General features: G+C 70.5%; 22 protein-coding genes. 12 read left to right on the top strand and 10 right to left on the bottom strand.

Annotation, left to right across the window (positions count from 1 at the left end):
* Positions 1-119 precede the first annotated feature (119 nt).
* The 4 genes from Sp245p_RS13510 to Sp245p_RS13495 all read right to left on the bottom strand — a co-directional run bounded on the left by Sp245p_RS13510 (position 120) and on the right by Sp245p_RS13495 (position 3,295).
* Positions 120-584: a protease complex subunit PrcB family protein gene (locus tag Sp245p_RS13510; RefSeq protein ID WP_014239369.1), complete on the bottom strand. Its 465-nt coding sequence runs from the start codon at positions 582-584 to the stop codon at positions 120-122.
* An 8-nt stretch (positions 585-592) separates the two neighbouring features.
* A complete protein-coding gene (locus Sp245p_RS13505; RefSeq protein WP_014239370.1) occupies positions 593-1,213 on the bottom strand; it encodes a glutathione S-transferase family protein in 621 nt (206 codons plus the stop codon).
* Between the two features lie 158 nt (positions 1,214-1,371).
* Positions 1,372-2,778, bottom strand: a complete 1,407-nt coding sequence (gene hemN, locus Sp245p_RS13500) for an oxygen-independent coproporphyrinogen III oxidase (RefSeq protein WP_014239371.1) — start codon at positions 2,776-2,778, stop codon at positions 1,372-1,374.
* A 94-nt stretch (positions 2,779-2,872) separates the two neighbouring features.
* A complete protein-coding gene (locus tag Sp245p_RS13495; protein ID WP_014239372.1) occupies positions 2,873-3,295 on the bottom strand; it encodes a DUF4112 domain-containing protein in 423 nt (140 codons plus the stop codon).
* A 482-nt stretch (positions 3,296-3,777) separates the two neighbouring features.
* Here Sp245p_RS13495 and Sp245p_RS13490 point away from each other — a divergent pair, with 482 nt between their 5' ends.
* From Sp245p_RS13490 to Sp245p_RS13480, 3 genes are all read left to right on the top strand, one after another.
* Complete coding sequence (locus tag Sp245p_RS13490) at positions 3,778-4,014, top strand: hypothetical protein (RefSeq protein ID WP_014239374.1); 237 nt, start codon at positions 3,778-3,780, stop codon at positions 4,012-4,014.
* A gap of 138 nt (positions 4,015-4,152) precedes the next feature.
* Complete coding sequence (locus Sp245p_RS13485) at positions 4,153-5,229, top strand: Tim44 domain-containing protein (RefSeq protein WP_014239375.1); 1,077 nt, start codon at positions 4,153-4,155, stop codon at positions 5,227-5,229.
* A gap of 137 nt (positions 5,230-5,366) precedes the next feature.
* Complete coding sequence (locus Sp245p_RS13480; protein ID WP_014239376.1) at positions 5,367-6,176, top strand: ImuA family protein; 810 nt, start codon at positions 5,367-5,369, stop codon at positions 6,174-6,176.
* Positions 6,177-6,235: 59 nt separating this feature from the next.
* Here the strand turns inward: Sp245p_RS13480 and Sp245p_RS34915 are convergent, their stop codons facing one another.
* Complete coding sequence (locus tag Sp245p_RS34915; protein WP_014239377.1) at positions 6,236-6,406, bottom strand: hypothetical protein; 171 nt, start codon at positions 6,404-6,406, stop codon at positions 6,236-6,238.
* Positions 6,407-6,630: 224 nt separating this feature from the next.
* Here Sp245p_RS34915 and Sp245p_RS13475 point away from each other — a divergent pair, with 224 nt between their 5' ends.
* Together Sp245p_RS13475 and Sp245p_RS13470 are read left to right on the top strand one after the other, a co-directional pair.
* Positions 6,631-7,380 (top strand): tRNA-uridine aminocarboxypropyltransferase, encoded by a 750-nt coding sequence (locus Sp245p_RS13475; RefSeq protein WP_425458896.1) that lies wholly within the window; start codon positions 6,631-6,633, stop codon positions 7,378-7,380.
* Between the two features lie 296 nt (positions 7,381-7,676).
* Positions 7,677-8,255, top strand: a complete 579-nt coding sequence (locus Sp245p_RS13470; RefSeq protein WP_014239380.1) for a tyrosine phosphatase family protein — start codon at positions 7,677-7,679, stop codon at positions 8,253-8,255.
* Between the two features lie 21 nt (positions 8,256-8,276).
* On the opposite strand, the gene Sp245p_RS13465 is transcribed toward Sp245p_RS13470, so the two are convergent.
* Positions 8,277-11,561, bottom strand: a complete 3,285-nt coding sequence (locus tag Sp245p_RS13465; protein WP_014239381.1) for an error-prone DNA polymerase — start codon at positions 11,559-11,561, stop codon at positions 8,277-8,279.
* Positions 11,562-11,571: 10 nt separating this feature from the next.
* Positions 11,572-13,185 carry a Y-family DNA polymerase gene (locus Sp245p_RS13460; protein ID WP_109138546.1) on the bottom strand — a complete coding sequence of 538 codons (1,614 nt, stop codon included), beginning with the start codon at positions 13,183-13,185 and terminating at the stop codon, positions 11,572-11,574.
* Positions 13,186-13,343: 158 nt separating this feature from the next.
* Here Sp245p_RS13460 and Sp245p_RS13455 point away from each other — a divergent pair, with 158 nt between their 5' ends.
* The 3 genes from Sp245p_RS13455 (at position 13,344) to Sp245p_RS13445 (ending at position 15,768) form a co-directional block, all read left to right on the top strand.
* A complete protein-coding gene (locus tag Sp245p_RS13455; RefSeq protein ID WP_014239382.1) occupies positions 13,344-13,874 on the top strand; it encodes a hypothetical protein in 531 nt (176 codons plus the stop codon).
* 105 nt (positions 13,875-13,979) lie between these two features.
* The gene (locus Sp245p_RS13450; protein ID WP_014239383.1) at positions 13,980-14,543 is read left to right on the top strand and encodes a HupE/UreJ family protein; all 564 of its coding nucleotides are present in this window, start codon (positions 13,980-13,982) and stop codon (positions 14,541-14,543) included.
* Between the two features lie 118 nt (positions 14,544-14,661).
* A complete protein-coding gene (locus tag Sp245p_RS13445) occupies positions 14,662-15,768 on the top strand; it encodes a TAXI family TRAP transporter solute-binding subunit (RefSeq protein WP_014239385.1) in 1,107 nt (368 codons plus the stop codon).
* A 7-nt stretch (positions 15,769-15,775) separates the two neighbouring features.
* Here Sp245p_RS13445 and Sp245p_RS13440 read toward each other — a convergent pair whose 3' ends face one another.
* Complete coding sequence (locus Sp245p_RS13440; protein ID WP_014239386.1) at positions 15,776-16,438, bottom strand: glutathione S-transferase family protein; 663 nt, start codon at positions 16,436-16,438, stop codon at positions 15,776-15,778.
* Between the two features lie 151 nt (positions 16,439-16,589).
* Between Sp245p_RS13440 and Sp245p_RS13435 the strand changes: the two genes are divergently transcribed.
* From Sp245p_RS13435 to Sp245p_RS13425, 3 genes are all read left to right on the top strand, one after another.
* Entirely contained in the window at positions 16,590-17,993 is a 1,404-nt protein-coding gene (locus Sp245p_RS13435) for a leucyl aminopeptidase family protein (protein ID WP_014239387.1), read from the top strand.
* Positions 17,994-18,136: 143 nt separating this feature from the next.
* A complete protein-coding gene (fliG, locus tag Sp245p_RS13430) occupies positions 18,137-19,159 on the top strand; it encodes a flagellar motor switch protein FliG (protein WP_014239388.1) in 1,023 nt (340 codons plus the stop codon).
* Between the two features lie 296 nt (positions 19,160-19,455).
* Positions 19,456-19,896, top strand: a complete 441-nt coding sequence (locus tag Sp245p_RS13425) for a MarR family transcriptional regulator (protein WP_014239389.1) — start codon at positions 19,456-19,458, stop codon at positions 19,894-19,896.
* Between the two features lie 13 nt (positions 19,897-19,909).
* Here the strand turns inward: Sp245p_RS13425 and Sp245p_RS13420 are convergent, their stop codons facing one another.
* Positions 19,910-20,836 carry a 2-hydroxyacid dehydrogenase gene (locus tag Sp245p_RS13420; RefSeq protein ID WP_014239390.1) on the bottom strand — a complete coding sequence of 309 codons (927 nt, stop codon included), beginning with the start codon at positions 20,834-20,836 and terminating at the stop codon, positions 19,910-19,912.
* Positions 20,837-20,891: 55 nt separating this feature from the next.
* Here Sp245p_RS13420 and Sp245p_RS13415 point away from each other — a divergent pair, with 55 nt between their 5' ends.
* Positions 20,892-21,530, top strand: a complete 639-nt coding sequence (locus tag Sp245p_RS13415) for a pseudouridine synthase (protein ID WP_014239391.1) — start codon at positions 20,892-20,894, stop codon at positions 21,528-21,530.
* Between the two features lie 212 nt (positions 21,531-21,742).
* Here Sp245p_RS13415 and Sp245p_RS13410 read toward each other — a convergent pair whose 3' ends face one another.
* A complete protein-coding gene (locus tag Sp245p_RS13410) occupies positions 21,743-23,374 on the bottom strand; it encodes an ABC transporter ATP-binding protein (protein ID WP_041811453.1) in 1,632 nt (543 codons plus the stop codon).
* Between the last annotated feature and the right edge of the window lie 5 nt (positions 23,375-23,379).

Below are 23,379 nucleotides of genomic sequence, written 5' to 3'. Positions count from 1 at the left end.
CCCCCACCCTAACCCTCCCCCGCTTCGCAGGGGAGGGGATCAAGCTCCCTCTCCTGCGTCAGCGGGGGAGGGAAGGGGCCCGCGGCGAAGCCGTGGGAAGGGTGGGGGCAACCCTCTCCTCACTTCTCCCTTTGAAACTTCGCCGCCCCCGCCGCCATCGGGATCAGCCGCACCGCATAAGGCGACGTCTGCATCTGCGCCACCGCCTGGGCCGGACCTGGAACCCGCTCGCGGTAGCCGACGACCACATCGCCGCCCGCGGCCCGCGCGCTGACGATGGACACGCCGTAGCCGCCGGTGTCGCGCGGGCCGAGGAAGACCGCCGCGGCCATGCGGTCGCCGGGCAGGGGACCCGGCGCGGCCTCGCCGACGCGGGCCCAGAGGTCGCTCCATTCCTGCGGGTTGCGCGCGACCACATAGGCGCGCTCGTAGGCTTGGCTGCGGTCGCCCTGCCAATAGGTGCCGGGATCGGCGTCGGCGGGGAGCAGGGCCTGCGGCTCCGCCCCCTCCGGCGCAGTCTGGCAGGCGCCGAGAAGGGGAAGCGTCACGGCGAGGGCAAGCAAGGCGACGGCTGGGCGGGTCATGCGGCGGCTCACTCCGGCACCGCCATGCCGCGCTTGACCGCCGGGCGCTCGGCGACCGCGTCGTGCCAGCGCTTCAGGTTGGGATAGCGGTCCAGCACGTTGCCCTCCGCCTTGGCCGCCACGGCGACGAAGGGGAAGCAGGCGATGTCGGCGATGGAGTAGGCGCCGCCGGCCAGATAGTCCGACCCGCCCAGACGCTCCTCCATCGCGGCGTGGATGCGCTGCAGTTCGCCTTTGAAATAGTCGATGGCGTAGGGGATCTTCTCCGGCGCCATGACGGCGAAGCGGAACTTGCTCAGGCCCGAGGGGCCGAGGTCGCTGACGCCCAGCATCAGCCAACTCATCGCCTCCGCCCGCTCGTCCTCGTCCTCGGGCAGCAGGCGGCCGGTGCGCTCCGCGTAGTGCAGCAGGATGGCCCCCGACCCGAACAGGCGGCGCTTCCGGCCGCCGGGCAGATCCTCGACGACGGCGGGGATCTTGCCGATCGGGCTGACCGCCAGATAGTCGGGCTGACGGCCTTCGCCGGCCACGAGGTCGACCTTGTGGACCTTGTAGGTGAGACCCAGCTCTTCCAGCAGGATCGAAGCCTTTTGCCCGTTCGGCGAGGCGAAGGTGTAGAGCGTGATCATCGGTGCCCGTCCCTGGAGCCTGTTCCTTTGCCGCGTCCGCAAAGATGTTCAACAGGCGTCAGTTTCGCCGATTTGCGCGCGGAAGGCCAGAGGCAGGAAAAAGCGTCCTTTTTCCTGCCGATCACATCCTTTTCCTGCCGGTCACAGGAGCATCACGCTCACACCGCGCGGCTGTGCTTCCCGGCGCCGGTGGACAGATAGGTGTCGAAGCGCGCGGCGACGATGCGCATCAGCGGGCGGGCGGGTTCCGGCACATGGACGCGGCGGCCTTCCACCACGGCGACCCCGTCGGCCACCAGATCGGCCATGGCCTCCAGATCGGCGTCGAAGATCCCGGCGGCCAGCCCATGGGCCTCGGCCACCGCGCCGACGTCCACCGACAGGTCGCACATCAGCCGCACGATCAGGTCGCGGCGCAGCCGGTCGTCGGCGGTCAGTGTCAGCCCCTTGCCGGTCGGGAACCGTCCGGCCTCGACGGCCTGGGCATACTGGTCGAAGGGAACGGCGTTCTGCACATAGCCCTGCGGCAGCGCCCCGATGGAGGAGGCGCCGAAGCCCAGAAGCACCTCCGCGTCGTCGGTGGTGTAGCCCTGGAAGTTGCGGCTGAGCCGCCCCTCGCTCTGCTGCACGGCCAGCTCGTCGTCGGGCCGGGCGAAGTGGTCGAGGCCGATGGGCTGGAAACCGGCGTCGGTCAGCACCGCGGCGATGGATGCGAACTGCTCCCACCGGCCCAGGGTGCCGGCCAGCGCCGACTCGTCGATCTTCTTCTGGTGCGTCTTCATCCACGGCACATGGGCGTAGCCGAAGACCGACAGCCGGTCCGGCGCCATGGTCAGGGCGATCTCGGCGGACCGCGCGACGCTCTCCACCGACTGGTTGGGCAGGCCGTACATCAGGTCGAGGTTGATATGGCGGATGCCGTTGGCGCGCAGCCACTCCAGCGCCTGCTCGGTCTGCTCCTGCGGCTGGATGCGGTTGATGGCGGCCTGCACCGCGGCGTCGAAGTCCTGCACGCCGAGCGAGGCGCGGTTGACACCGGCGCGGCCCAGCGCCTCGGCCATCGCGCGGGTCAGGGTGCGAGGGTCGATCTCCACCGCGATCTCCGCGTCCGGCGTCACGTCATAACGCTCGCGCAGCAGGGCGATCAGCGATTCGAAGTCGTCCGGCGCCATCATGGTCGGCGTGCCGCCGCCGAAATGGATGTGCCGCACCCGCAGCCGTCCGGGAATGCGGTCGGCGACCATGCCGATCTCGCGCCGGAGATGGCCGAGATACTCGGCGATGGGGGCGTAGCGGGCGACGATCTTGGTGTGGCAGCCGCAGTACCAGCACATCTTCGCGCAGAAGGGGACGTGCAGGTACAGCGACCCCGTGTGCGCCGCCGTGTCCAGCTCCGCCAGCCAGCCCGCGTAGCGCTCCGCCCCCACGGCGGCGGTGAAGTGCGGCGCCGTCGGGTAGCTGGTGTAGCGGGGCACCCGCAGCCCGTCGTACTTGGCGAGCAGGGCGGCGTTCAGCGGGGCGGTCGGGGCGGCGGTGGCGCAGGCCACGGGGGAGATCGCGTTCATGGCGGGGAGGATCGTGCAGACCGCCGTTCGCCGCTTTGACACAAGTCAAGCGTTCGAACGCCCGCCGGTCAGGCCCATCCGTCAGGCCCATCCGTCAGGCGGTCGCCAGCCGGTTCTCCAGATGCTCCAGCAGCAGGTTCAGGTTGCGGCGGTTCGCCTTGAAGCCGATGTCGAAGAGGGCGCCGACCACCGGGACCGAACCGCCGGCCCAGTCCACCGCCATGTTGGCGATCATCCGGGCGATCAGGCTTTTCGGAAGGTCGAAGCGGGCGGCCTCCATGATGATGTAGGCGGCCACCACGGTGGTCGCCGTGCTGCCGGCGACCGGGACCAGGGCGGCGATGCCGTCCAGCCCGAAGGGAATGCGGGTGCCGGGAACGCGCCAGCGCGTGTCCATCAGCCGGGTCAGCCGGCGCAGCCGTTCCAGCCGTTCCAGATCGATGGAGATGACCGGCGGCGCCGTGGCGACGCCCGAGAGGGTGGTGGTGGGCGCGGGACGCGTGCGGATGTCGCTCATGGGGCTTCACCGGAGCAGGAGAGCCGCCGTGGGGAGCCGCCGGCGGAGGAAGCCGTGGGCGGTGCCGGTCGGGCGTGTCGGGTTGAGCAACCCGCGGCTGTCCCCCGCGGTTCCCGGCCTATCTCCATCGGGTGTCCGGCACCACGGACGCGCTCACGGCCCGGACGGGGCCGTCGTCATACGGATGATCGGGCGGACGCAGGGTCATCGTCCGAACGGAGAGGGGGGTGACGACCGGATGCGACGAATGGACGCGCAATCCGGATTTGCGGAAGCCAAGCGATTGTTGTTGCGACGATTATTCCGGAATCACCGGGTTTTCGGGCAGCCATATGCCGAAGGCATCTCTGGTCTGGAGCGTCCCGAAGCACAACAATGGTGCGCGCAGGTCGAGACTTTAGACCGAAAAAAACCGAACGGGCAACCGCTTCACAGGGTGATGGGCGGGGCACCAGTCATCGGAAAAAGCAGGGAGGATCGTCATGACCACACTCTATTGCGCCTGCTGCGGACAGCCGTTCCGCCGCAGTTCGCCGCGCGGCCCGGCGCCGCTCTACTGCTCGCGCGATTGCCGCCGCCAGATCGAGGTCCGCCGCCGCGTCTGGGCGTCGCTGCGGGCAACGGAACGGACGGCCGCCGCGCCGCTGACGCCGGTGGTTCCGGCCGGTGCGGGGTCTTTCCATAGAGGGGAAATCGTGTGGGAGCGCGCCTCCGCCTGATCGGGCGCCGCACGCGGTTTGCGTATTTTTTGGCCGGTTTGGTTGTGGTCCCTCTAAAACAGCAGGGCAGCCATACCATATAGGAGGACGCTACATGAGTGAGCGTCCCCCGAACCGAGGGCTTTACCGAACACGGCCATGACCCAGAAAACGCGATCCCCCCGCACCGTTTCCCGCACCCCGGCCCGCGCCTTCGGCGCCGTCGCTCTGGCGCTGGCCGTGGCGCTGACCGCCGGTACCGCCGACGCCCGCGCCGGCAAGAGCAGCTCCGCGGGCAGCCGCGGCTCGCGCACCTACGAGGCGCCGGCTCAGACCAACACCGCGCCGCGCGCCGCCCCGATGGAGCGGTCGGCGGCCCCGGCACAGACCCCGGGCGCCCAGCAGCCGGGCATGCAGCAGCCGGGCATGGCGTCGCCGGCGGCGGCGCAGCGCGGCGGCTTCTTCTCGCGCGGCGGCTTCATGCCGGCCCTGATGGGCGGCCTGATCGGCGCCGGCATCGCCGGCATGCTGTTCGGCGGCGGCTTCCTCGACGGGCTGGGCAGCTTCGCGGGCATCCTGGGCTTCATCCTCCAGATCCTGCTGGTCGTCTTCCTGGTCCGGCTGGCCATGCGCTTCTTCCGCAACCGTTCGGCGGGCGCGGCGCGCCCGGCGGGCATGGGCGCTTCCAACGCCGCCTATGCCGGTCCGAATCCGGGCGCCATGAACCGCGAGGCGGTGGACGCGCGCTCGAACCCGCTGGGTGGTGGCGCTCGCGGCAGCGCCGCTGCGGGTCCGGCTTCTTCCGGCCGTCCGGGCGTGCGCCGTGACGATCTGGGCATCGGTCCGGCCGACTATCAGGCGTTCGAGCAGACTCTGGTCGCGGTCCAGACCGCCTACGGCAGCGAGGACCTGACGGCCCTGCGCAGCGCCGTGACGCCGGAGATGGCCTCCTACTTCACCGAGGAACTGGCGGCCAACCACAACCGCGGCGTGGTCAACCGTCTGTCCGACGTCCGCCTGCTCCAGGGCGACCTGGCCGAGGCATGGCGCGAGGGCAACGTGGAATACGCCACCGTGGCGATGCGCTTCTCGCTGACCGACGTGACGGTGGACCGCGCGAGCAACCGCGTGGTCGAGGGCGACCCGAACCGTCCGGTCGAAGCCACGGAAATCTGGACCTTCACCCGTCCGCGCGGCGGGCGCTGGGTCCTGTCGGCGATCCAACAGGCCGGCTGATCCACTCTCCACTCCTCAACCGGTCTTGCGGGGGGGCGTCCGAAAGGGCGCCCCCTTTCGCATTTCCGGACTCCCCTGGGCAGATGGGGCATGATAGAGCATATCAGGAACAAATACCTGCTCAGCGGAAGCAAGTCATGCCCGAACTTCCTGTGCCTGAGTCCTCCATCGAAGCGCCCCCGCCGGACCGGGCGGCCGTTCTGGCCGATCTGCGCGCCCGCATCCGGGGCCTGGAAGGGCTGGGCGGGGAGGGGGCGCGGGTGCTGCCCTTCGGCCTGCCGGATCTCGACGGAGCCTTTCCGGCGGGAGGGTTGCCGCTCGGCTGCCTGCACGAGGTGGCGGGGGAGGAGCCGGGGGCCGGGACGGCCTTCGCCGCGCATCTGCTGGCCCGCCTCGCCAGCGCGGCGGCGCCCGCGCTGTGGGTCGTGCGCGGGCGCGACCTGCACGCCGCCGGGCTGGCCGCCTATGGGCTGACGCCGGACCGGCTGATCGCCGTGCGCGCGACCCGCGACGCCGACGCCCTGTGGGCGATGGAGGAGGCGCTGCGCTGCAAGCGGCTGTCCGCCGTGCTGGGGGAGGTCGGGGGGCTGGACCTGACGGCGAGCCGCCGGCTGCAGCTGGCCGCCGAGTCGTCGGGTGTGACGGGATTCCTGTTGCAGAACACCGCCCGCCGCTCGGCGGCGAGCGCGGCGGTCACCCGCTGGCGGATCGCGCCGGCGCCCAGTTGGACGGCGGAGCCGGGCGTCAGCGATCCGCGCTGGCGCGCCGAGCTGGAGCGCTGCCGGGGTGGTCGCCCGGGGTCGTGGCTTCTGGACTGGCGTGACGGTGCCCTGGTCCCGGCGCAAGCACCGGAGCAGGCCGTTCCCGCGCCGGCATCCACGTCCACCCCGGTTCGGCGTCCGGCTCCGACGGGTGGACACGGACCGTCCTGGGCCGAGGTGGCGTGATGCGGACGGAAGGATAGGCGGTCATGTCGCTTACACGACAGCCGCCCGTCGTTTTCCGGTCAGTAGTTGGTGGCCCAGTCGGGCAGGGGATGCCCGGTCTCGGTATCCGGATCGGCGTCGGGCGGAAAGGGCGCGTCGTCCGCGTAGAGCGGCAGTTGCCGGGCGAATTCCGCCGATTCCTGAGCCCGGCGTTGCTCCAGCAAGCGGGCGGCCAAATGAGCGGGCAGCATGGCAAGCCTCCTTCTGAGCGTCGGGAGAGCCTGGGGAGCGGTCCTGTCGGCCGCCCTCGGCCCAACCCGTCCTGTGTGTCTGGACGCTATCATGCAAGGTCCAGGCCTCTAAGTGATGCAGATCACGCGTTATGCAAACTTTAATGCGCCCAGTTTCTTTTTCAGGCCCCGTTTCTTTTTTCGGATGGGACGCTCATAGTCCCCGCCTCCCGCTTTTTCCGCCGATGTTCCTTCTTCCGAGACCGACCATGCACGCCGAACCTTGCCCCACCTGCCTAAAACCTATGCATTTGTGCGTTTGCGAGGCGGTGGAGCCGATCGACAACGCCGTCTTCCTGCTCATCCTCCAGCACCCGCAGGAGAAGCGCGAGACGCTGGGCACCGCGCAGATCGCCCATCTCCAGTTCAAAAACTCCGCGCTGAAGGTGGGGCTGAGCTGGTCGAACCTGAAGCGCATCCTGGGGCGCGAGGTCGATTACAAGCGCTGGGGCGTGCTCTATCTCGGCCCGGTCAAGCAGGGTGCGGCCCCTCTGCCGGAGGTGTCCGTGGTGGACAAGGGCGGCGTCCCGCAGAAGGACAGCGAGCTGGTGCTGGGCGACCTGGAGGGCGTCATCGTCCTGGACGGCACCTGGAGCCAGGCCAAGACGCTGTGGTGGCGCAACCCGTGGCTCCTGAAATGCCGCCGCATCGTGCTGAACCCGCAGTTCCGCTCCCTCTACGGGCAGGCCCGCAAGGAGCCGCGACGCGACAGCGTGTCGACCCTGGAGGCCGCTGCTTTCCTGCTGTCGCGGCTGGAGGCCGAACCGGCGGTCCTCGACCGCGCGCTGAAGCCCTTCGCGCTGCTGCTGAAGAAGCTGCGCGCGCCGCGCCCGCGTCCCGTTCTGCCGCCCCGCCCGGAGGCGGCGGAAACGGTTGCCGATCAGGCTGCGGATCAGGCGCCAAATCAGGCCCAGGATCAGGACGGGGCGGAATAATCCGCACCTCTTCCGGGATCGTCCTTTCCGGGTAAGCCCCCCTCGACCAGGGCGGCCGTGGCAACCAATGCGCTGTTGCGCTGTTGGGGATTGCATCGGCCGCTCGGGCCTCAACCAAGGGAGCGATCCATGAAGGGCGTTTTGCTGTGGCTTGTCGGTATTCCCATTCCGATCATTCTTCTGCTGTACCTGTTCAACGTCCTCTGATCGGGCCTCTGATCGGCTTGACGGCACGGACCGGCGGCGCCACATGCGAACCGCGCCGCCCTCCGCGCGCACGGCAAGAGACGAGGACCATGGCCCGCGATTTCGTTCCCTTCGGACTGACCGTCTGCGGCATCGAGGAGCTGAACGGCTTCTGCGAGGCCGGTGTGACCCACGTCCTGTCGATCCTCGACCCCGGCCATCCGGAGCCGACCGCCTTCGGTTCCTACGGCGAGCACAAGCGGCTGGAACTGCGCTTCCACGACATCATCGACCCCTACATGGGCCAGTCCCTGCCGCAGCGCGCGGACGTCGAGCGCATCCTGGCCTTCGGGCGCGACCTGATGACCGAGCCGACCGGGGTGGGCGGGCTGCTGGTCCATTGCCACGCCGGCATTTCGCGCTCGACCGCCGCCCTGACCATGATCCTGGCCCAGGCCAGCCCCGACCGCCCCGCCGCCGAGGCGATGGCCGCCGTGGTCGGCATCCGCCACAAGGCGTGGCCCAACCTGCGCATGATCGAATTCGCCGATGAGATCCTGGAGCGCCGGGGCGAACTGGTCGCCGCCGTCCGCGCCCGCCATCGGAGCTATGGCCGGGAGCGGCCCGATCTGGTCCAGTTCATGATCGACAACGGCCGGGTGCGCGAGGTCGCGGACCTGATCGACTGACCGCTCCTTTCCAACCGTTCCTCAGCGGAAATTCCGCCCCTCCGGGAAGACCGCGGCGGCGGAGCGGTTGGGCAGCGCGTCGGGGTCCGTCAGGTCGCGCAGCCGGTGCGTCAGGTCGCTCAGCCGCTCGACACGCAGGTGGATGACCTCGCCGCCTTCCAGGTTGGGCTTGCCGCGGCGCTCCACCCGGCCGGTGGCGGCGATCAGGCGGGCGCCGATGATCGCCTTGCGGAACTGCTCGAACACGTCCGGCATGATGACGAGGTTGGCGATGCCGGTCTCGTCCTCCAACGTGATGAAGACCACGCCCTCGGCGCTGCCCGGCCGCTGCCGGACCAGCGCCAGCCCCGCCACGGTCAGCCGCGTGCCGGCCCGCACCTTGCCCAGCCGTTCGGTCGGGGCCACGCCGGCGAAGCCATCGCGCAGCAGCGCCATGGGATGCGCCTTCAGCGACAGGCACAGGCTGCCGTAGTCCATCACCACATGCTCGCCCAGCGCCATGGCGGGCAGGAGGGCCTGGGGCTCGTCCTGAGCGGAGTCGGCGAGGCCGGCGAACAGCGGCAGCGGCTGCGCCCCCAACGCCTTCACCGCCCACAGCGCGGCCCGCCGGTCCAGCCCGACGGAGCGGAAGGCGTCGGCCTTGGCCAGCCGCTCCAGCCCGGAGACCGGCATGCGCGCGCGGCGCCACAGGTCGTAGGGATCGCGGTAGCCCGCCCCGCGGCAGAGCACGAGCTGATGCGCGTCCTCCTCGTCCATCCCCCGGACCAGCCGCAGGCCAAGGCGCAGGGCATGGCGGATGTTTCCAGTGCTCCCTCTCCCCTCTGGGGAGAGGGTTGGGGTGAGGGGGATTCGCTGCTCTGGAACGTTCGGCACATGCGCATCCCCCTCACCCTCCCCTCTCCCCAGAGGGGAGAGGGTATGCGTTTCCGTTTTGGAAAGCGGTTCCAGCGTGCAGTCCCAGTCGGAGGCGTTCACGTCCGGGGGCAGCACAATCACCCCATGCTCGCGGGCGTCGCGGACGATCTGGGCGGGGGCGTAGAAGCCCATGGGCTGGCTGTTCAGCAGCGCCGCCGCGAAGACGTCCGGGTGATGGCACTTCATCCAGGCCGACACATAGGCCAGCAGGGCGAAGCTCGCCGCGTGGCTCTCGGGGAAGCCGTATTCGCCGAACCCCTCGATCTGCTGGAAGCAGCGCTCGGCGAAGGCGCGGTCGTAGTCTTTCCCGACCATGCCCTCGATGAACCGGTCGCGGAAGAGCTGGACCTCTCCGGTCTTGCGGAAGGTCGCCATGGCGCGGCGCAGCCGGTCGGCGTCCTCCGCGCTGAAGCCGGCGCCGACGATGGCGATCTGCATCGCCTGTTCCTGGAACAGCGGCACGCCCAGCGTCCTGTCCAGCACCGCCTCCAGATCCTTTGAGGGGTAGGTCACGACCTCCTCGCCGCTGCGGCGGCGCAGGTAGGGGTGGACCATGTCGCCCTGGATCGGGCCGGGCCGCACGATCGCGACCTGGATCACCAGATCGTAGAACTTCTTGGGCCGCAGGCGGGGCAGCATGGACATCTGCGCCCGGCTTTCCACCTGGAAGACGCCCAGGCTGTCGGCCCGGCACAGCATGTCGTAGGTCGCCGGGTCCCCCTGCGGCACCGTCGCCAGCGTGAGGTCGCTGTCATAGTGCTGCTTCAGCAGATCGAAGCCGCGGTGCAGGCAGGTCAGCATCCCCAGCGCCAGCACGTCCACCTTCAGGATGCCCAGCGCGTCGATGTCGTCCTTGTCCCACTCGATGGTCGTGCGGTCCTTCATGGCGGCGTTGGCGATGGGGCACAGATCGCTCAGGGGGCCGCGGGTGATGACGAAGCCGCCGACATGCTGCGACAGGTGGCGGGGGAAGCCGATCAGCTCCTGCGCCAGCTCCAGCGTCTGGCGGAGCCGCGGGTCGTCGGGGTCGAAGCCGTATTGCCGGGCGCGCTCCCCGTCCACGCCGTGGCGGCTCCAGCCCCAGACGGAGGAGGACAGCCGCGCCACCAGATCGGCGGACAGGCCCATGGCCTTGCCGACCTCGCGGATGGCGCCGCGGGCGCGGTAGCGGATGACGGTGGCGGTCAGCCCGGCCCGCTCGCGTCCGTATTTTTCGTAGATGTACTGGATGACCTTCTCGCGCTTCTCATGCTCGAAATCCACGTCGATGTCCGGCGGCTCGTTGCGGGCCGAGGAGATGAAGCGTTCGAACAGCAACCTGGTGGTGGCGGGATCGACCGAGGTGATGCCCAGGCAATAGCAGACCGCCGAATTGGCCGCCGAGCCACGGCCCTGGCAGAGGATGTCCTGCGAGCGGGCGTGGCGGACGATGTCGTGCACCGTCAGGAAATAGGGTGCGTAATCGAGTCGCCCGATCAACGCCAATTCGCGGTGCAGGGTCTGCGCCACCGTCTCCGGCACGCCGTCCGGATAGCGCTGGACCGCCCCGGCCCAGGTCAGGTTGGTCAGCGTCTCCTGCGGACTGCGCCCGTCCTCGGCGACCTCGTCCGGGTATTCGTAGCGCAGCTCCTCCAGCGAGAAGCGGCAGGCGGCGGCGATCTCCACCGTGCGGGCGACGGCGTCGGGGTGGCGGTGGAACAGGCGGGCCATCTCCACCCCGGCCTTCAGGTGCCGCTCGGCGTTGGCGGACAGGCGCCAGCCCGCCTCGTCGATGGTCGTGCCGCTGCGGATGCAGGTCATCACGTCGGCCAGCGGGCGGCGGGCGGGCGTGTGGTAGAGCACGTCGTTGGTCGCCACCAGCGGCACCCGCTCCGCCTCGGCCAGCCCGGCGAGCCAGGACAGCCGCCGCTGGTCGTCGCCGCGGTAGCGGTGGCTGGCGGCGAGGTGCAGGCGGTCCCCCAGATCGTTGCGCCAGCCGCGCAGCGCGTGGACGAAGGCGGGGTCGCGGTTGTCCGGCGGCACCAGCAGGAACAGCATCCCCTCCGCATGGTCCAGCACATCGGCGCGGGTGATGAAGCAGGCGCCCTTGGGCGCTCGCCGCTTGCCCAGCGTCAGCAGCCGCGACAGCCGCGCGTAGGCCGCCCGGTCGGTGGGGTAGGCGAGCAGGCTGTCCGCGTCGGTCAGGTCCAGCCGGCAGCCGACGATCAGGCGCAGCCCGTGCTTGCGGGCGGCGGCGTGCGCCTGCACCACCCCGGCCAGCGAGTTGCGGTCCGTCACCGCGACGGCGGCGTGGCCAAGGCTGGCGGCGGTCAGCGCCAGCTCGTCCGGGTGGGACGCGCCCTCCAGGAAGGTGAAGCTGGTCGAGACCTGGAGTTCGGCGTAGGGGGTCATGGCGGCCCCATCACCCGAAGAAGCCGTGCAGGAACCACAGCGCCGCCACGCCGGGCCGGTACAGCCCCTGCCGATAGACCCAGAAGCGGTGGCCGGCCTCGTCCTCGACGCGGTAATAGTCGCGGGGCTCGCCGTCGCGCCGCCACCATTCGGCCTCGATCCGCTCCGGCCCGTCGGCACGGCGGATGCGATGCTGGACGCCGCGCCAGAGGAACATCGCCGGCGGGTCGTCGGGGACCAGGGCCATGGCCTCGATGGGCTCCGGCGGGGCGAGCAGCCGCACCGGGCGGGGGCGGTCGGTCGGCCACAGCGCACCGCCGGAGGCCTCCGAGAAGGCCGAGGCGGGGGCCACGCTGCGCTCCGGCAGCCAGCTTTGCCGCGGGACCAGCCGCAGCACCGCCCGCTCCCCCAGCCGGTTGCCCAGCCGGTCCATCAGCTCGCCCAGTTCCGGCTGCCCGTCCGCACCACCATCCAGCGCGGCCTGTGCGGCGGCGAGCGGGCCGGCCTCGGTGGCCGACAGCACCATCAGCTCCAGACCGGGGCCGGGTTCCACGCGGTCGAGTTTCTGGGCGAACAGCCGCATCAGCGCGTCCGGGCGGCGCACCGGGTGGCCGGTGCCGATAACCAGCGTCTGGGGTGTGTCCTCCAACCGGCGGTCCACCCGGTGCAACTCCAGCCGCAGCCGGCGGGCGCCCTCGCCGGTGTTCTCCAGCCCGGCGCAGAGGGCGGTCAGCAGGCGGCGCAGCGCCTCGGCGATGGCCTCGGCGGTGGTGATCGGCTCGGGCAGGGCGAGGCGGACGCTGTGCGGCGGCACCGGCAAGCGGGGGGAGAGCGGCTCGTCCAGCCGCCCATAGGCTTGGTCGAGCCGTCGCAACAGCTCCGGCCCGAAGCGGGCGGCCAGCGTGGCGCGGGGGAGGGCATGCAGATCCCCGATCCGCCGCAGCCCCACCGCGGCCAGACCGTCCACCGTGGCGGCGGGCAGACGCAGCGCGGCGACGGGGAGGGGGGAGAGATCGGGGAGCGCTTTGCCCCCACCCTCCCGCTTCGCGGGTCCCCCCCTCCCCCGCTGCGCAGGGGAGGGCCAGATTCCCTCCCCCGTCCAGCGGGGGAGGGTTAGGGTGGGGGCACCCCCGCCGAACCGCGCCAGCGCCCAGGCCGCCGCGGGCGTGTCCGCCACCGCCAGCCGCGACTCGAAGCCCGCCGCGGTCAGGCGGGCGGTCAGGTCGGCGGCCATGGCCTCCTCCCCGCCGAACAGGTGGGCGCAACCGGTGATGTCCAGCGCCACCCCGTCGGGGCCGTCCGGGGCGGTCCAGGGGGTGTAGCGCGTGCACCAGCCGGCGATCCGCTCCAGCAGGCGGGCGTCCGACTCGGGCTCGGCGTCGAAGACGGCCAGGGCGGGCTCGATGGCGCGGGCGTCGGCCAGACTCATGCCGGGATGCACCCCGGCCTCCGCCGCGGCGCGGTTGACGGCGGCCACGCCCAGCCGCCCGCGCTCGGCCAGGATGGCGGCCAGGGGATGGTCGCGCCGCTCCGGATGGCGGCGGCTGTGGGCGTCGGTGGGCAGCCGCGGCAGCCACAGGGACAGGATGCGCCGCGCCGTCCGTTCAGCACCCCCTTTCCCCATGCCACCCTCCCTGCACCGCTCGTTTCGTCAATCGTTTCAACTCGAACAAAACAAGAACATTCTAGCGGCAAAAGCCGGCGGTTGGGAGTCCCCTTATGGCCTCACCAAGAAGGGGGAGATCGCCGGGAGGGCCTTGTCCCGTCTCCGCGGGACACGACATGGTTGGTATGACACCGATCCGCCCCACCGCCGTGTTCCTGCCCGTCGCCGTGGCGCTCGCCGCCCTTGCGCTGGGGGCCTGCGCGCCGGATGTGCACGACGAGATGCCGGGACGGGCCCAGGCGGCCCCGCCGGTGTCCGCGCAAGGCGGCGGGCTGAAGACGCTGCGCCAGATTCAGGCGGAGGAGAATGCCCGCCCGACTCCCGCACCGCGGCCGGAGCCTGCACCCGCTCCGCCGCAAAAGCTCTCCGACGCCTCGCAAACGCCCAACCAGCCGCCGCCGGTGCGTCGCCGCGGCAGTTCGTCCCCGCCGCCGCCGCCCATCGACCAGCCGGCCACCCCCGCCCTGCCGGAGCCGGGCTCCACCCAGGGGCTGACCGACCGCGCCAAGCGCGACCTGATGAGTCCGGAGGTCGACCGGTTGCGCACCGAGGACGCCATGGGCCGGCTCGACCCGTTGCAGCAGCGCGACCTGCTCCGCAAGCAGCAGGACCTCCGTCAGTACGGCCCTGGCCCCCTGGGTTACTGATCTTCCGGTTCTTGAAGCCCGCCACCCTGGTCACTTGACCCCACCCCGCGCAGCGGCCATACCGGCCCGGTGCTGCGCAGAGACGTTGGGGAAAAGGGGTAGGGGATGGTGGCGATCCGGTCGGTTCTTCTGGCGCTCGCATTGATCGGCGCCGGTGCCGCGCCCGCGCTGGCGCGGATGACGGTGACCGGGCCGTTCGGCACCGGCCTGACCGAACCGGTGTGGGTGCTGCAGCATCTGCTGGGCTTCCTCGCCATCGGGCTGTGGAGCGGGCAGAACGGCGGCCCTTCCGTCTGGCAGCTTCCGGTGGCGGCGCTGACCGCGGTGCTGGCCGCCGGGCTGGCCGCGCAGATCGGCATTCGCCTCCCCTACGCCGCGGAAGGCCTGTCGGCGTCGTTGATCCTGATGGGCGGACTGGTCGCCTTCGGGCTGAAGGTGCCGCTGGCGCTGGGGGTGCTGACGGTCGCCGCGGCGGGGGCTTTCCACGGCTATGTGCATATGGGCGGGCCGCTGTTCTGGGCCGGGCTGTCGTCTGGCGTGCTGCTGGTCATCGGCGCCGGGCTGGGCCTGTCGGTGGCGGTGGGGCAGGCGGCGTCGGGCCGGGTCGTGCAAATGTGTGGCGGCGCGGTAGCACTCGCCGGGGTTCTTGATCTGGCGGGCGTCTTTTAAGGCCCCGACGCCTTGAAAAAGCCGGGCTGCGGGTATTCTTGTAAGAGCGTGTCCAACACACGCCGCCGATGGCCCATGCCGCCGGAACGGCTGGCCAGCAGGAAAGGTGGACCCGCCGGTGCCGCGCGCAGGAGCCAACCCCCGCCTTTCCGACGCCCGCCTTTCCCCCCAGGGCCTTCCCAGCCGCCGCCATGTGTTGGCCGGCATCGCCGGGGGCGCTCTCCTGGGCCTGCTGCCGCGGGGTGCCGTGGCGCAGGACATCCGCTATTTCCGGATCGGCACGGGCACCACGTCGGGCACCTATTTCCCGATCGGCGGGCTGATCGCCAACGCCATCTCCAACCCGCCCGGCTCCCGCCCCTGCGACCGCGGGGGAAGCTGCGGCGTGCCGGGGCTGATCGCGGTGGCCCAGGCCACGCTCGGCTCGGTGGAGAACATCGAGCTGTTGCGCTCGGGGGCGGTCGAGGCCGGGATGTCCCAAGCCGACATCGCCTATTGGGCCTACACCGGCTCCGGCATCTTCCACGGCAAGGCGCCCTTCGAAGGGCTGCGCTCCATCGGTATGCTCTACGCGGAGGCGATCCAGCTCGTCGTGCGCGCCGACAGCGACCTGCACGGCGTGGCCGACCTCAAGGGCAAGGCCGTCTCGCTGGGCGAGGAGGGCTCCGGCGTGCTGGTGGAGGCGCGGGCGATCCTCGACGCCTTCGGCGTGAAGGAGGCGGAACTGCGGCCCCCGGCCTACCTGAAGCCCGGCACCGCGGCGGACCGGCTGGCCAAGAAGGAGCTGGACGCCTTCTTCATGGTCGGCGGTTTTCCGGTTGCGGCGGTCACCGACGTGGCGAACCGCGAGCCGATCCGCCTGATCCCGCTCGACGGCGACATGGCCGACCGGCTGCGCATCCGCCAGCGCTTCTACATGGACCAGACCATCCCCGCCGACACCTACCCCGGCGTGCCGGAGATCCACACGCTGGGGGTGGGGGCGGAGTTGCTGGTCCGCGCCGACCGCGACCCCGCCCTGATCCACGGCGTCACCAAGGCGCTGTGGCACGAGAACACCCGCCGCCTGCTGATCGAGGGCCACCCCAAGGGGCGCAGCTTCGACGCCACCAAGGCGGTCGCAAACGTCTCCGTCCCGCTGCATCCGGGCGCCGAGCGCTACTACCGCGAGGTCGGGCTGATCGGCAACGCCGCCAACGAGCCGACGGGCGGGGCGACGCCCTGATGTCGTCCTATTGCGGGTCCCGTTCGTCGGCGTAGAGGTCCCACGGCTCCGCCTTGGCGGCGTCCACCCACTCCACCATGGCCGGCAGATCCATCACCGCCCGCGCGTAGTCGCCGCACAGCCCGTCCATCTCGACCCCGTAGGTGAGAAGGCGCGTCACCACCGGCGCGTACATGGCGTCGGCGATGGAGAAGTCGCCGAATAGGAAGGGGCCGCCCGCCCCGAAGCGGGCGCGCGTGTCGCGCCACAGGGTGAAGACGCGGGCGATGTCGGCCTCGCTCTCGGCGTTGCGGCCCACGCCGGGGCGGAAGGCCTTGAGGTCCATGGACATGTGGGTGCGCAGGCCGACGAAGCCCGAATGCATCTCCGCCGAGACCGACCGCGCCACCGCGCGGGCGTGGGCGTCCGCTGGCCAGAGGGCGGCCTCGGGGAAGGACTCCGCCAGATACTCGCAGATCGCCAGCGAATCCCAGATCACCCGATCGCCGTGCCGCAGGCAGGGCACCCGGCCGGAGGGCGAATGCTCGGCGATGCGGGCCGCGGTGTCGGGCTGGCGCAGCGGGATCATGATCTCCCGGAAGGGCCGGCCGGTCCGCTTCAGCGCCAGCCAGGGCCGCAGGGACCAGGAGGAGAAGGCCTTGTTGCCGATGACCAGCGTCAGGTCGTCCATGGATGCGCCTCGGGAGCGAAAGGAGAGGGGGGCGGAGCATGCCTGTCCCGCGACCTTGCGGCAAGCCGGCACGCAATCCCCCTTTTCAGGGGCGCCCCGGCGCGCCATGCTTTCCTTCATTGTTTCCGTTTCCTGACGAAGGACGCCCGCCTTGCTCGCCACCCTGCTCGCCACGGCCGGCCCCGGCACCGTGACCATCACCCCGCTGAACAAGGCCGGCCTCGCCACGTGGCTGGAAGGCCAGCCGCCCGCCACCGCGGCCTGGGTGAAGGCCGTGAACTTCACGGCGGAGGCCGGCACCATTGCCTTTTTGCCGGGGGCCTTCCTGCCGGGGGAGGGCGGGGCGGTCGCCCGCGTGCTGGCCGGCGTGTCGGCGCTGGACGACCTGTGGGGTCTCGCCGGTCTTCCCAGCGGCCTGCCGCCGGGGAACTACCAGCTGGATGAGGCGGTGGACGCCGCGCTCGACCGCCGCGCTGCCACCCGTCTGGCCCTGGGCTGGGCGCTGGGCAGCTACCGCTTCGGACGCTACAAGGCGTCGGAGAAGTCCTTCGCCAACCTCGTCTGGCCCAAGCACGCCGACCAGGGCGAGGTGCAGCGCACCGCCACCGCGACCTATCTGCTGCGCGACCTCGTCAACACGCCGGCCAACGACCTCGGCCCGGCGGAACTGGCCGAGGTGGCCCATGCCGTGGCGGAGGAATTCGAGGCCGGGCTGGACGTGATCGTCGGCGACGACCTGCTCGACCGTGACTATCCGGCCATTCACGCGGTGGGCCGGGCCAGTCCGCGCGCGCCGCGGCTGATCGACCTGCGCTGGGGCAACCCGACGCACCCGAAGGTGACCATCGTCGGCAAGGGCGTCTGTTTTGACAGCGGCGGCCTGGACATCAAGCCGTCGTCGGGCATGCTGCTGATGAAGAAGGACATGGGCGGCGCGGCGCACGCGCTGGCGCTGGGCCGCATGGTGATGATGGCGGGGCTGCCGGTGCGGCTGCGCGTTCTGATCCCGGCGGTGGAGAACGTGATCTCCGGCAACGCCTTCAAGCCGATGGACGTGCTGAAGACGCGCAAGGGGCTGAGCGTGGAGGTCGGCAACACCGACGCCGAGGGCCGGCTGATCCTGTGCGACGCGCTGGCCGAGGCGGATTCGGAGAAGCCCGCCCTGCTGATCGACTTTGCCACCCTGACCGGGGCCGCCCGCGTCGCGCTGGGGCCGGACCTGCCGGCGCTGTTCGCCAACGACGACGACCTCGCCAACGACCTGCTGGCCGCCGGCGAGGAGCAGAGCGACCCGCTGTGGCGCCTGCCGCTGTGGGCGCCCTACCGCAAGGGGCTGGACAGCAAGGTCGCCGACCTCAACAACGTGACCAGCAACGGCATGGCCGGGGCGATCACCGCCGGGCTGTTCCTTCAGGAGTTCGTGTCGAAGGACACGCCCTGGGCGCATCTCGACACCTTCGCCTGGAACAGCGGCGCCCGCCCCGGACGCCCGGAAGGCGGCGAGGCGCTGGGCCTGCGCGCGGCCTATGCCGTTATCGCCAAGCGGTTCGGGTGACAGAGCGGTTCAACAAGCGGCATATGGTTAAAATTGTCACCCCCGCGGGCGTCGCGGGGGTGGCGTGCCGATTCGGAAAGGACTAAAACCTTCGGGTAGGACCGGTGGACTCGGGTGCCGGCCGGGTTTTTGGAGGCGGATACATGGCGCTGAAGGTTCGTGAGGATTATCGCACCCTCACCGGTCCGGAGAAGGCGGCCATCCTGATGCTGGCGCTGGGCGAGGAGCATTCGTCCAAGCTGTTCGCGATGATGGACGACGAGGAGATCAAGGAGCTGTCGCAGGTGATGGCGAACCTCGGCACCGTCTCCGCCAACCTGATCGAGCGCCTGTTCGTTGAATTCGCGGAGCAGATGTCGGCCACCGGCTCGCTGGTCGGCTCCTTCGACTCCACCGAACGCCTGCTGCTGAAGACGCTGCCCAAGGACAAGGTCGACTCCATCATGGAGGAGATCCGCGGTCCCGCCGGCCGCACCATGTGGGACAAGCTGGCCAACGTCAACGAATCGGTCCTGTCCAACTACCTGAAGAACGAATACCCGCAGACCGTGGCGGTGGTGCTGTCGAAGATCCGCCCGGAACACGCCGGCCGCGTGCTGACCCAGCTGCCGGAGAGCTTCGCGATGGAGGTCATCATGCGCATGCTGCGCATGGAGGCCGTGCAGAAGGAGGTTCTGGACGACGTGGAGCGCACGCTGCGCACCGAGTTCATGACCAACCTCGCCCGCACCAGCCGCCGCGACAGCCACGAGATGCTGGCGGAAATCTTTAACGGCCTGGACCGTACGACCGAGCACCGCTTCATGGCCGCCCTGGAGGAACGCAACCGCGACAGCGCCGAGCGCATCAAGTCGCTGATGTTCACCTTCGAGGACCTGTCCAAGCTCGACCCCTCGGGCGTCCAGGCCCTGCTGCGCAGCGTCGACAAGCAGAAGCTCGCCACCGCCCTGAAGGGTGCGTCGGAGACGCTGAAGGACCTGTTCTTCTCCAACATGTCCGAACGCGCGGCGAAGATCCTGCGCGAGGACATGGCCGCCATGGGACCGGTCCGCGTCCGCGAGGTGGACGAATCCCAGATGTACATGGTCCAGCTCGCCAAGGATCTGGCCGCCCGCGGCGAGATCGTCATCTCCGAAGGCAGCGGCGAGAACGAGTTGATTTACTGAGCGGGTTCCCGGAGGGGGTGCCCCCACCCTCCCCATGCTGCCGCATGGGTCCCCTCCCTCCCCCGCTACGCAGGGGAGGGCGTTGTCCGAAGCCAGCGGAGTTCCCTCCCCTGCGCAGCGGGGGAGGGGTAGGGAGGGGGCAGGCGAAGGGCACACTCTCCCCACCCGCGACACCCTGACCGATCAATCCGGTTGCGAAACGCTTGCCTGTCCGGGCCGGGTTGGGGGACACTCCTTCGCCGCGCGTTCCGGATGCGGGGGCCTTCGGGGCAAGAGACGCGGCGCGGGGGGAAAACATGGCACGGAACCTGAAAGCGCTCGGCCTGTGGCGGACGGCTCTGATCGCCAGCGTGCGGCAGGACGGGCCGGACCTGTCGGCGCGGCAGATGGCCATCATGCTCCAGGTCTATCTGACCGATCCGCCGCACACCGTGCGCGGTCTGGCGGCGACGCTGAACATCTCCAAGCCCGCGGTGACCCGCGCGCTCGACCGGCTGTCACTGCTCGGCTTCATCAAGCGCAAGCGCGACGTCGAGGACAAGCGCAGCGTGCTCGTCCAGCGCACCGTGAAGGGCAGTGTCTTCCTGTCCGACTTCGCCGAACTGGTGGTCGCTGCGGGCGCCGTGGCACCGGAGGACATGGCGGTCATCCGCGCCGAGGAGGAGGTGGCCGCCTCCGCCAAGGCGCGGCTGGAGGCGCAGTTGAGCACCTCCAGCCCTGTGGCTGTGCCCGCCTGACCGGCTGCCGTTTTCAGTAGCCCTGGCTGCGGTCCACGAGGTTCGGCAGGGGGCGCCCCTCGCGGAACGCGATGATCGCCTCGGCCACCACCGCGGCGGAGCGCGACGGGTGGGTGACGGCGGCGACGTGCGGCGTCACATGGACCTTCGGGTGGGTCCAGAAGGGATGGCCGGCGGGCAGCGGCTCGTCCGCGAACACGTCAAGGCTGGCCCCGGCGATGTGCCCGCTCTCCAGCGCCGCCAGCAGATCGTCCTCCACCAGATGCCCGCCGCGCGCGGCGTTGACGACCACCGCCCCCTTGGGCAGGGCGGCGAACAGCTTGCGGTTCAGCAGGCCGCGCGTCTCCGCCGTCAGCGGCAGCAGGCAGACCAGCAGGTTGCATTGCCCGAGCATCGCCGCCAGCCCGTCGGGTCCGGAGAAGCTTTCCACCCCCGGCAGCGTCTTCGGCGTGCGGCTCCAGCCCAGCACGCGGTAATCCATGCTCAGCAGCGTTTTCGCCGAGGCCATGCCCAATTCGCCCATGCCCAGGATGCCGACCTTCACCTCCGACGCCGGGCAGGGGTCCAGCGGCTCCCACCGCCCGGCCTGCTGGAGCGCCTTGTACTCGTCAAGGAGCCGGTGCCAGCGCAGCACCTGGAGCGCCACATAGCCGGCCATGTCGACGGTCAGCCCCTCCGACACCATGCGGACCAGCGGCACCTCGGGCAGGGTGGGGTCGAGCAGCAGCGATTCCACCCCGGCGCCCAGCGACACGATCAGCTTCAGGTTCGGCAGGGTGGCGAGCAGCCCGTGCGGCGGCTTCCACACCAGCGCCATCTCGATGTCCGCCGGGTCCCCCATCTCGGGCCACACCCGCACCTCCAGGCCGGGCAGGCGGGCATCCAGCTCGCTCAGCCAGCGGTCAGACCGGTCGGTGGTGGAGCAGAAAAGCAGCGTCACGGTGCAAACCCCTGTAGTGTTGTCGTTGTTCGTCTCAAACCCGTTCGAGCCAACCGTGCCCCGTCTGATCCTGCTGAACAAGCCCTATGGCGTGCTGCCCCAGTTTACCGATGAGCAGGGGCGCCCGACGTTGGCCGACCATGTGCCGGTGAAGGGAGTCTACGCCGCCGGGCGGCTGGACCGCGACAGCGAGGGGCTGCTGGCGCTGAGCGACGACGGCGCGCTGATCGCCCGCATCGCCTCGCCGAAGCACAAGCTGCCGAAGACCTATTGGGTGCAGGTGGAGGGCGTCCCGACCGAGGAGGCGTTGCAGCGCCTGCGCGACGGGGTGACGCTCAACGACGGGCCGACCCTGCCCGCCGAGGCCCGCCGGATGGAGGAGCCGGACAGCCTGTGGCCGCGCGACCCGCCCGTGCGCTTCCGCGCCGCCATCCCGACGAGCTGGATCGCCCTGACCCTGAAGGAGGGCCGGAACCGTCAGGTGCGCCGCATGACCGCCGCGGTCGGCTTCCCGACCCTGCGGCTGATCCGCTGGTCCATCGGCGACTGGACGCTGGACGGGCTGGTGCCCGGCCAATGGCGCGAGGTGACGGTGCCGGGGCGGGAAACCCCTAAGGCATCGCTGCATCGGCCGAAGGCGCCACCCGGCAATACGAAGGCGAAGCGCCCGCGGAGCCAAGGCAATCGCACTTGACCCTCATAGCCCTCTCCCCTCTGGGGAGGGGGTGGCCCGCAGGGCCTCTCGCGCTGGCTGAAAGCCAGCGCTGACGGCGGCAGGCGGATGCCTCTGGCATCCGCTGAGAGCCGGTGAGGGGGATGGGCGTGGCAGGTACGTCCGGCACAAGCGCAACCCCCTCACCCTAACCCTCTCCCCAGAGGGGAGAGGGGACATTGAATGCGATTGCGCTACATCCGCACGGCGTCGGACTTGACGGCTTCCAGGTTCAGCGCGGCGGCGAGCAGGGCGCGGGTGTATTCCTCGCGCGGCTCCTCGAAGATGCGGCGGGTGGGGCCCTGCTCCACCACCTTGCCGTCCTTCATGACGATGACGTGGCTGCTGAGCGCCCGCACCACCCGCAGGTCGTGGCTGATGAAGAGGTAGGCGAGGTTGTTGCGCGCCTGGATGTCGCGCAGCAGGTCGACGATCTGCGCCTGCACCGACATGTCGAGCGCGCTGGTCGGCTCGTCCAGCACCACGAATTTCGGCTTCAGCACCAGGGCGCGGGCAATGGCGATGCGCTGGCGCTGGCCGCCGGAGAACTCGTGCGGGTAGCGGTGGCGGCTGGACGGGTCGAGCCCCACCTCCTCCAGCGCCTTCGCCACCATGGCGTCGCGCTCGGCGCCGGAGCCGATGCCGTGGATCGTCAGCCCCTCGCCGATGATCTGGCCGACCGACAGGCGGGGCGACAGGCTGCCGTAGGGGTCCTGGAAGACCACCTGCATCTCCCGCCGCAGCCCGCGCAGCTTCTTGGCCTGCCAGCCTTGGATGTCCTTGCCGTCGAAGCGGATCGCCCCCTCGCTGGCGTGCAGGCGCAGCAGGGCCAGCCCCAGCGTCGTCTTGCCGGAACCGGACTCGCCGACCACCCCGACCGTGTGCCCCTGCCGCACGTTGACCGACACGCCGTCCACGGCGCGGACGTGATCGACGGTGCGGCGCAGCAGCCCCTTCTTGATGGGGAACCAGACCTTGAGGTTGTCGGCGGCCATGACTTCCGGCGCGTCGGCGGGAGGGGTCAGCGGGTCGCCCTTCGGCTCGGCGGCCAGGAGCTTGCGCGTGTAGGCGTGCTGCGGGCGGGCGAAGATGTCGGCGACGTCGGCCTGCTCGACGATCTCCCCCTGGTTCATCACGCAGACCCGGTCGGCCATCTTGCGCACCACGCCCAGGTCGTGGGTGATGAGCAGCAGCGCCATGCCGAAGCGGCGCTGGAGGTCCTTCAGCAACTCCAGGATCTGCGCCTGGATGGTGACGTCCAGCGCGGTGGTCGGCTCGTCGGCGATCAGCAGGTCCGGCTCGTTGGCGAGCGCCATGGCGATCATCACGCGCTGGCGCTGGCCGCCCGACAGCTCGTGCGGGTAGGCGTTCAGCCGCTTTTCCGGGTTGGGCAGCCCGACCAGCCGCAGCAGCTCCAGCGTGCGCTTGCGCGCGGCGGCGCGGGACAGGCCCTTGTGCAGGAACAGCGTCTCGTTGATCTGCCGCTCGATGCTGTGCAGCGGGTTCAGCGAGGTCATGGGTTCCTGGAAGATCATGGCGATGCGGTCGCCGCGCACGTCGCGCAGCACCTTCTCCTCCGCCCCCACCAGCTCGGTCCCGCGGAAGCGGATGGAGCCATGCGGGTGGCGCGCCATGGGGTAGGGCAGCAGTTGCAGGATCGACAGGGCGGTGACCGACTTGCCCGATCCGGACTCGCCGACCAGCGCCAGGGTCTCCCCCTTGGCGATGTCGAAGGACACACCCTTCACCGCGTGCATCGCCCCGCCGCCCGAGCGGAACTCGACATGGAGGTTGCGGACCTGGAGGAGATCATTGCTGTCGGTCATGGTTT

Origin of the sequence: Azospirillum baldaniorum (assembly GCF_003119195.2) — a bacterium.
GTDB classification, from domain to species: Bacteria; Pseudomonadota; Alphaproteobacteria; order Azospirillales; family Azospirillaceae; genus Azospirillum; species Azospirillum baldaniorum.
Note: the sequence above shows the minus strand (reverse complement) of the source record. Positions and strands in the feature narration are given on the sequence as shown.